The organism is Prevotella sp. OH937_COT-195 (assembly GCF_003932845.1).
Classification (GTDB): Bacteria; Bacteroidota; Bacteroidia; order Bacteroidales; family Bacteroidaceae; genus Prevotella.
In genome coordinates this window covers 1-9,721 of the sequence record NZ_RQZH01000038.1, presented here as the reverse complement: position 1 = coordinate 9,721, position 9,721 = coordinate 1, and the positions used below count along the sequence as shown (strand labels likewise).

The 9,721-nt window shown below is 46.3% G+C and carries 6 protein-coding genes and 1 pseudogene; 2 read left to right on the top strand and 5 right to left on the bottom strand.

The annotated features are described in order from the left end of the window. Window positions 1–93: 93 nt before the first annotated feature. From EII32_RS10670 to EII32_RS10660, 3 genes and pseudogenes are all read right to left on the bottom strand, one after another. A pseudogene (locus EII32_RS10670) lies at window positions 94–204 on the bottom strand (DpnII family type II restriction endonuclease); the annotation flags it as partial. A 60-nt stretch (window positions 205–264) separates the two neighbouring features. After that, entirely contained in the window at window positions 265–1,152 is an 888-nt protein-coding gene (locus EII32_RS10665; RefSeq protein WP_125235386.1) for a DNA adenine methylase, read from the bottom strand. A gap of 105 nt (window positions 1,153–1,257) precedes the next feature. Continuing rightward, a complete protein-coding gene (locus EII32_RS10660) occupies window positions 1,258–3,066 on the bottom strand; it encodes an aminopeptidase P family protein (protein ID WP_125235385.1) in 1,809 nt (602 codons plus the stop codon). A gap of 314 nt (window positions 3,067–3,380) precedes the next feature. Here EII32_RS10660 and EII32_RS10655 point away from each other — a divergent pair, with 314 nt between their 5' ends. Beyond that, on the top strand, window positions 3,381–5,168 hold the full coding sequence (locus tag EII32_RS10655; RefSeq protein ID WP_125235384.1) for a leucine-rich repeat domain-containing protein: 1,788 nt from the start codon (window positions 3,381–3,383) through the stop codon (window positions 5,166–5,168). Window positions 5,169–5,233: 65 nt separating this feature from the next. Then, the gene (locus EII32_RS10650; RefSeq protein ID WP_125235383.1) at window positions 5,234–7,150 is read left to right on the top strand and encodes a leucine-rich repeat domain-containing protein; all 1,917 of its coding nucleotides are present in this window, start codon (window positions 5,234–5,236) and stop codon (window positions 7,148–7,150) included. 197 nt (window positions 7,151–7,347) lie between these two features. Here EII32_RS10650 and EII32_RS10645 read toward each other — a convergent pair whose 3' ends face one another. Together EII32_RS10645 and EII32_RS12190 are read right to left on the bottom strand one after the other, a co-directional pair. After that, window positions 7,348–7,560 carry a hypothetical protein gene (locus EII32_RS10645; RefSeq protein WP_125235382.1) on the bottom strand — a complete coding sequence of 71 codons (213 nt, stop codon included), beginning with the start codon at window positions 7,558–7,560 and terminating at the stop codon, window positions 7,348–7,350. Between the two features lie 403 nt (window positions 7,561–7,963). Beyond that, window positions 7,964–9,721, bottom strand: a 1,758-nt coding sequence (locus tag EII32_RS12190; RefSeq protein WP_158611179.1) for a hypothetical protein, incomplete at its 5' end; no start/stop codon positions are given.

Sequence of the window (9,721 nt, the reverse complement as noted above, 5' to 3'; positions counted from 1 at the left end):
ACATCGAAGATACAAAAAATTGCAGACTTGACAAAGTATTTAGGAATTTATATCACTGAATACCAAATATTAAATGACTTTTTAAGGGGCGACTAATTTAACATTATCAACATTCATTTCTATTTTATCAAAGTCACAAAAGAAATCTAATGATTGATTCGTCTCTTGTAGTTGAGACATAAATTTTTCAAAATCTTTTTCCATATCAAACAACATTGTGAGTAACACAAAATGAATTCACGTATAAAATTGTATTTTAGTATCTTAATAGTTGCGAACAAGTATTTCTGTAAGTTTCCCTCTTTTTTCGGGGTTAGCATTTATGCTACGAGAAGCCCAAACGCGCTCTATAACATATTCTGCATATAAAGCATAAAAGAAATTATCCTCAATCTTCCCTCCCCTGCCATCAGAATTACTTAGCATGAACTTATAGCCAGCAGACTCTATCCTATCACAGAATTGTTTTAGTCTTATTTGGGAATTGTCGTTAAACGACTCTTTTGTATAATCATTGAAACTTGAGGTGTCACTCAAAGGTCGATATGGAGGATCGAGATAGAACAATGTATTACCATTTGCATATTCAAAGGTGTTTTCGAAGTCACCATTAAGAATTTTCACATTCTTCAATACAACACTATCTCTCTTTATTGTATCAGAATCGCAAATTGTAGGATTTATATACTTCCCAAAAGGGACATTAAATGCTCCAGACTTATTTACTCTATACAGCCCGTTGAAACATGTCCTATTAAGAAAAATAAACATTGTTGCATTTTCTATTGGTGCAAGTGACTTTTTGTTATACAAAGAACGTTTATTAAGAAAATACTCCCTACGTTTTTCCTCTTTATCTAAACTAAAATATTCCTTTTCAATTTCTTTTAAAGAAGATATTAACTTATCGGGATTATCACGTACAATTCGATAGCAATTTACGAGGTCCGCATTAATATCATTAATAAAAGCGTGTTTAATATTTGGATAATGTTGCAACATATAAAACAACATTGCACCACCACCTACAAATGGCTCTATATATGTAGCATCATTTAATTTATCAAAATCAGATGGGAGCAACATATCCAATTGATTTATGAGTTGCCCCTTACCACCGACCCACTTGATAAATGGTTTTGCTTTTATCATGATATTATATTAAACCAATATTAATTATTAACGTTTGCAAAATTAATCAATAAAATGCAATAACACAAACATACAACACCATTTCCCATAAGAACATTTCAAGCCTTACACATTCTTTCGTTCCAACGGCTTCGTTGCCTCCCGCAGCCACGCTAAATCGTCCCCATCAATATGTGGAGAAAGGCGGTGGAAAACCATATTATGATAATTATCCAACCACTGTATCTCGTCTTCGGTTAGCATTTCGACATCAATCGGAGCGGTATCTATCGGACATAAGGTGAGGGTTTCAAACTGCAGGAAGTCGCCAAAGGCTGTGGTCTTGTAGGGCATGGCAATCATCAGGTTCTCGATGCGCACACCGAAACGTCCCTCAAGGTATATTCCCGGCTCGTTGGTAACGGTCATTCCGGCATGGAATTTGGCCGGACGATACTCCATTCTTATCTGCTGCGGTCCTTCATGCACACAGAGATAAGAGCCTACGCCATGCCCCGTGCCATGCAGGAAGTTCATTCCCTCCGCCCACATGTCTTTTCTCGCCAAGGCATCGAGTTGCGTTCCGCTTGCTCCGTCGGGGAAACAGAGCATCGCCAACTGTATGTGCCCTTTCAAAACGAGGGTATAAACATGCTTTTGTTCTTCGGTTACAGAGCCGAGAGCGATGGTGCGTGTAATGTCGGTGGTGCCGTCTTGGTAATGTGCTCCGCTGTCGAGCAGAAGCAACCCTTCCGCTTTCAAAGGAGCGTCGGTAGTCTCGGTTGCCTCGTAATGTACTATCGCACCATGTTCTTCATAGCCTGCGATGGTGTCGAACGAAATTCCACGGAAAAGAGGTTGTTCCGCCCGCAACGCCGCGAGGTGTTCGGCAACGCTCATCTCCGTCTGTCCGCCAACCTCAACGGCAGGCTTAAGCCACCGCAGGAACTTAACCATTGCCACCCCGTCGCGTATCATCGACCTACGGAAACCCTCTATCTCTGCCTCGTTCTTAATCGTTTTCAAATAAGGAATCGGAGACGGCCGGCGCACAATCTCACGCTCCACCTTATTATATAATGTATGATTAACCTCGTCGGGAGAAATCAGTATGTTATACTCAAAATAGTCTTTCAATCCTTGTCCCACCTTGTCGTAGTCGGCAACAGACACTCCCTCGTCACGGAGATAGTCCAGCACGGCGGGCGGAAGTTTCCGTCGATCGACAAACAGCGTGACTTTCTCAGAGTCTATTAGGAGATAAGAAACGAACACGGGGGTACAGTGAACATCGCTCCCGCGCAGATTCAACGTCCACGCAATATCATCGAGAGCCGCCACAAGCATACCATCGGCATGCTCCTTACGCAGTGCGGCGCGTATTTCTGCAATCTTATCCCCGGCAGACTTTCCTGCATATTGCATGGGCTGAATTTCTATTGCGGCTGTCGGCAGAGGGTGCCGGTCGGTCCATATCGTTTGCAGTGGGTCGAGATTGGTGCGCAATGTCAGTCCGCCCTCCTTGCGCAGGTCTGCAATCAGTTGTTCCACGGCAGCCTCAGTCACCACGGAGCCGTCTATACCCACTTCGGTTGATTGATTAGAGTTGACCGACGCAAGTTGCTCTCCTATCCATTGCGGAATTGTCGGCGTGCCGGCAATGCGTTCTTTCATCAGTACAAATTCCGTACCTTGCAACTGCTCTGTTGCGGCTATGAAATAACGACTGTCGGTCCATAATGCCGCGGCGTTCATCGTCACCACCGCCGTACCTGCCGAGCCATTGAATCCTGTTATCCATTCACGCCCCTTCCAATACTCTGCCACATATTCACTGTTGTGCGGATCGGTACTCGGAAAGATGAAAGCACCAAGACCTTCGCGACGCATCAGTTCGCGCAGTTTACTTATCTTATCGCATATTGTCTGTTTCATTATGTCAGGTCATTAGTAATACATCTGCAAAATTACAAAATAATTCCATGAAAGAAAACAATTTGCAACAAAACGATTGTAAATGTCAGAACTTTAAAGATTTAAAAACAGCAATCGTATAAAAAACTTTAAAATAACAAAAGTTTTATGCCGTTGTTGAAAAGATTTGGTATTTTTGTACATCGAAAATCAATAACATAGAAACCTGAGAGAGGTCTGCCTGTCCGGAACAATCGGACTATAACGAGAAAAAGAGAAAATACAAACGATTCTAAAAAACCACTAATAACAACCTTTAAATAACTATTAAAAACATGAGTAATTCAAAATTCCGGCGAACAACGTTGATTGCCGTATTGTTGGCAATAACTTTTTCTGTCAAAGCACAAACCACGCCACAAGTCTTGTTCAAATTCGCAAATAAGGCAGGTTACGAGTTCAAAATCCTTCTCTTCGGAGCAGAAAAAGGAGAAGCCACCATTGACTGGGGAACGGGAGAACCGCAGACAATACAACTCGACGACCTGAACGGAACCGTGGTGGAAGGTACCACCTTAAGCAAAGAACTTACGATAAAAGGAAACATTGCGTCCATAGACTGTTCCGGAAACGATCTTCTCGATGTCAACGTCACCGCTCTGCCGGAACTGAAAACATTCGTTTCGCGAAAGAATTATGTAACAAATTACGATTTTTCGAAAAATGACAAACTACAGATTTTGTGCATTGAGAACACACCGCTTCAGAAAATCGACTTGTCAAAGAACAACATGATAAAGCAAGTTATGCTTGCAAACAATTCCATAGCAGAACTTATAATGCCGGAAGACGCAAGCAGACTCGAGTTGATGGACTGCAGCGGGAATTACAAATTGCAAAATATTGATTTCTCCACATGTGTTAACATAATACAGATAAACCTCTTGCAGACTTCCGTTACAAAACTTCCGCTTTCAAAACTCACCAAGATGAAAGTTTTCTCCGCAGGTTTGGCACGCCCAATTACATTGATAGAACTCCCAGAAAACGGAAGTCTGGAGAAACTATATATACCCGCCGCAGGACTGACATCCATTAATCTGTCGAATTGTGAGAAACTTACAGAACTGGTTCTTTCGAACAACTGGGGACTCGCGAATATAGATTGCACGAAACTTACCGAACTCAAAGTTCTCGACTGCATAGGAACAGCCATCGAAGGCATAGACCTTGGGAAATGTGCAAAACTCGAAGAATTGAAATGCAACAACTGCAATATCAAGTCGCTCGATGTTTCAAACAATCCGAAACTGAAGGTTTTGGACTGCTTCGTGAACCAAATCGAGGAACTTCTTCTCGAAAACACACAATTGGAAAATCTCGACTGCTCCGGAAACGAAAACCTAAGCAAACTAACATTGCCGGCAACATTGAAAGACCTTGACTGCAGTGCATGCAAACTTGAAGAAATTAACATAAAGACACCGGAGATAATGGAGTCGCTCGTATGCGGCAAAAACAACATCCGTGTACTCGACGTGAGCCGCATGTCGTCACTCGCATCACTGACATGCAACGAGAATAAAATTGAAGAACTTGACACAAAAGAACTTACAAGTCTGCTAAACATAAACGTGGAGGCAAACCCGCTCACGTCGCTCGACCTCGGTGGTTCGCCAAGTATTAGTTATGTAAAAATCAACAACACCGAACTCAACGCAACAGCCCTTGACAATCTATACCGCTCATTGAGACGAATACCCCGGGAATCGCTGGAGACCGGCGTATATTACCTGTTAAACGATGTGGCAGAGGCTTCGATGAGCGCAACGAGCATCGCAACAGAAAAGGGGTGGACGGTATCAACCACAGGCTCCGGTACCGACGCAGTGGAAAACATCAGTGAAGACAAGACATTGCTCAATATAACCGCCAACGGCAAAGGATGGATCATGACAGGGCTTCCGAGCAATGCACGCAGCATCTGCCTGTATGACACCGTAGGCAGACTTGTCGGCAGTTTCAACATCGTTTCCCGAACCGCAACAATACCGGCATCGGTGCAGAACGGAGTATATGTAATCCGCGCAAACGGCATGTCGCACACTGTAATACTAAAATAACACAGGAAACTTCATTCGTCACAAAAGAAAAAACATATACCTTAAATCTATAAGAAATATAATTTATGAAGAAAAAACTATTTTACTGCATGGCATTGGTTGTGTGCTGTCTGACAAGTGTCACAACAAAAGCGCAAGAAAGCGAAGAGATGATCAATGCTGTTGTCAACGTAACCGAACCGGGAAAACTGGAAGACCTCGTTCCTCCCGAAATATGGGAAGACAAAGTGGGCTCGCTGAAAGTGATCGGAAACATCAACGGTACCGACCTGCGCTTCATAAGAAGATTCTGTGGTTCTGACGAATACGGAGGATTCTACGGAACGAATCTCAAAACAATGGATCTCTCGGAGGCTGTAATCGTACCGGGCGGAACATACTATATTCACATAGATGACAAAGGAACGGTACGCGACTATTATGTTCCGGAAAATGCACCCGAACTACTTCCCGACAAACTTTTCTACAACTGTTTCACAATAGAAAAAATCATTCTGCCCAAAAACATACGCGAAATAGGAATAGGTTGCTTCTTCAAATGTGCAGATCTGAAAGAGATTGTCATACCCGATGAGGTGAAACGTATCAACAGTACCGCATTCGGCGCGTGCATAAATCTCGAAACAATCACCCTGCCATCAAAACTCGAACACCTCGGAGGATATGCGTTCACACACTGCAAGTCGCTGAACAACCTCACCATTCCCGAAGGAGTGAAACACCTGCACATGCGACTCTTCGAGCAGACCGTCAAAATGAGTACCATTAACCTGCCCTCGCACATCGACGAGATTGATCAGGAATGCTTCTTCGGAGCAGTGGCATTGGAAAAGATAACAATACCCGAAGGAGTGGAACTGATACCGGAACGATGCTTCGAATACTGTTCGGAACTGAACGAAGTAACAATGCCGACAACACTTACAAGCATCGGCAACATGGCATTCAAAGACAACAACAAACTTTCAAAGATACATTTCAACAACTCTTTGATGAGTATAGGACTACAATCTTTCATGGGTTGCGAATCGATAGAAAGGCTGGACTTCCCTAACTCGCTCGAAGAAATCGGCAATGAGGCATTTAGAAACTGTAAGAATACCAAGGCAATAAACTTCGGTACGGGACTCAAGAGCATCGGCGAACTGGCTTTCTTCCACAACAACAGCATCGAGAAAGTCACATTCCCGGAAGGAATCATGGTGGTTGACTACGGAGCATTCGCCGAGTGCATCGGAATTAAGGAGGTGGAACTTGGCAAGGCACAACCGGAACTGATACAAAACCCGTTCCTCGGATGCTTGGCATTGGAAAAGATCAACGTGAGCGATGATAACCAAAAGTATGCCACCGAAGACGATGTGCTGTACAGCAAAGACTTCACTAAACTCTACTGCTATCCCAATGCACGCACAAAAACCACATTCGTAGCCAACGATGCACTCGTGAAAGTTGAAGATGTGGCATTCTGGTTTTGCAAAAATCTGAAGGAAATAGAGTTCTCTCCCAATTTTACGACAATGGGGATGCGCCCGTTCTGGGGATGCGGGAACATCAACAAAATTACCGTAAAGACAGCAACTCCTGCCGTTACCGATTTCAACGACAATCCCTTCGAAAGCGACAATGTTGTGTTATGGACAAGCAAATGTCAACTGCAAGTTCCATACGGCAGCAAAGCAAACTATGAGGCTTCGCAAGAATGGAAAACATTCAACATCACCGAGACAAGCGGCATACAGAATGTTACGGCAGACAACGGTGTGAGAGTGAGCGCAGAAGACGGAATTTGCACCATAGAAAACATACCGACAGACTACTATCTCGCACAACTCATAGACATGAACGGGCGCACCTTGGGGAAAACAATCATATCAGGAAACACCACGGCAACACTCAAAGTCAATGGCATTTCACACGGAATATACGTCATCGTGCTGCAAGGCAAAACCGGAACATGCGGCATAAAGGTTAAACTATAAAAATCTGATAAAACAACATTCACCAACAATTCACGTCCCGTTCACGGTAACAGTGTTTATATGACATTATGAACGCCAACAACCGTGAATTGTACGTGAATTGTTGGTATATTGCAACTTGGGGTATTTAGCCGTTCCTTAAAAAGCATATTTCATTAAGATTTCATTATGGAATAACATACTTATGAAATATGCTTTTAAAATCCAAATCGATCATTAGAATCCTCAACCGATTTTGTTCGATTGTTGAGCAGATGTGCAGCCGTTTCATAGAAGGCGTAGCGGGCTGCGTCGGGATGTAATGCCTGCGCAGATGGCAGCAAGCGGGCTAAAGCACTTGGGAAGCGTAACGGCAATAGAAAATATAAGCAAATGCGGTCTAATGACCGATTTGGGTTAAACAATCTCACAATAAAAGATTACCATTTAGTTTTCGATTTAGGCGAATTTGCTTACCAATATCACCCAAATTGCAAACCAAATTCGCCTGTTTTGATTTTCAATTTAGCCTAATTTACTCATTACGTCGTCACATACAAGAAGCCACACGAGCGTCCATCTCTTTATTTATCAGACACAAAAGTGTTGCTTCCAACGTTCTGAAAAACTCTTTTTTATTCTCTGCAATGGTTAAAAAACCGGGTTAATATTCTCTGCTTGTTGTTGATGTTATTGTTATTGACGTTATTGCAACAGTCCCCGTCGCCCGCCGGCTCCTGCCCGCTTTGGAGGGCTTGGGGGAGACCTCTTTTCTCTTTGAGGGCTTAGGTGGAGGGTTTCCCCCACCCCCGAAAGGGGGCGGGGGTGAGCCTTTTACTTTTTGATGATTTTCTTACCATTATATATATACACTCCCGCGGGGAGGCGGTCGAGACTGTCGCCGAGGCGCACGCCTTGGAGGTTATACACGCCGCGCTTGCCGGCAGGCACGTCGGCCGTCACGGTTTCAATGCCGTTGGTATCGCGGGTGATGGTCACCTTGTCGGTGATGATATTTCCCGAGGCGTCGCACACGGCGTGCTTCCCGGCGTTCCACACCGCTCCGGCGGGGCTTGTGATTTTGCAGCCCTCGAGGGTGAGGGTCCGGAGGTCGCAGATGGAGCCGTCCGTGCCCTCTGCCGTTACCGCGGCGTTGCGGAGGGTGAGGGATTCCGAGCCGTCCCATCCTTTGATGCCCCATTTGCCTTTGGCATTGACGGTGCAGCCGTCGATGGTGAGCGAGGTCTGGTAAACCAAGATGCCACATTCGTTTGTGCCCTCTGCGTTGAGCGTGCCGCTGCCCGTAAGGGTCATCGGCTCGACGGGGGCGACGGCTGGTATTTCCGCCGTTACCGTGTTGGTGCCGGTGAGCTTCACCGTGAGGCCGTCGATGTATGAAACGATGCCGTTGATGTCACCGCCGTTGATGGCGGCGTTGTCGAGGGTGAGGGTGCGGGTGGAGTGGTCGTAGTTCACCGTGCCGCTCACGCCGGGGATCACGCTGAGGTCGTTGCAGTTGGCGGAGGTTACCTGCGTGCCGGCAATGTAGAGGCCGTAGCTTGTAAGTGGCTCGATGGTCACCTTGGATTTGATGATATTTCCCGAGGCGTCGCACACGGCTCCCTGATCGGTGTTCCACACGGCACCGGCGGGACTTGTGATGGCGCAGCCGTCGAGAACGAGGCTCTTGAAGTTGAGGATGGAGCCGTCCCTGCCCTCTGCCGTTACCGTGGCGTTACGGACGGTGAGCGTCTCGACCTTATCCTCATATCCCGCGATGCCCCATTCGCCCTTGACATTGACGGTGCAGCCGTCGATGGTGAGCGAGGTATTGTTGGCATAGATACCGCAGTTATTTGTGCCCTCTGCGTTGAGTGTGCCGCTGCCCGTAATGGTCATAGGCTGGGTGTGGCCGACGGCTGCATATCCCGTTACCCTATTTGTGCCGGTGAGTTTCACCGTGAGACCGTCAATGAATGAATAGATGCCGCCGACGTTACCGCCGTTGATGGTGGCGTTGTCGAGGGTGAGGGTGCGGGTGGAGTGGTCGTACTTCACCGTGCCGCTCACTCCCGGGAGGACGCTGAGGTCGTTGCAGTTGGCGGAGGTTACCTGCTTACCGACAATCTCGAGGTCGTAGGTTGTAACCGGTGCAATGGTCACCTTGTCGGTGATGATGTTTCCCGAGGCGTCGCACACGGCGTGCTTCCCGGCGTTCCACACAGCGACGGCGGGACTTGTGATGGCGCAGCCGTCGAGGGTGAGGGTCCGGAGGTCGCAGATGGAGCCGTCCGTGCCCTCTGCCGTTACCGTGGCATTGCGGATGGTGAGGGATTCCGAGGAGCCGTCCCGTCCTGCAATACCCCATTTGCCCTTGGCATTGACGGTGCAGCCGTCGATGGTCAGCGAGGTCTTGAAAACATAGATGCCGCAGTCTTTTGTGCTCTCTGCGTTGAGCGTGCCGCCGCCCGTAAGGGTCATCGGCTTGGTGTGTAAGACGGGTGTATATACCGCCGTTACCGTGTTGGTGCCGGTGAGCTTCACAGTGAGGTTGTCGATTTGTGAATGGATGCCTTTTTCGTTACCGCCGGC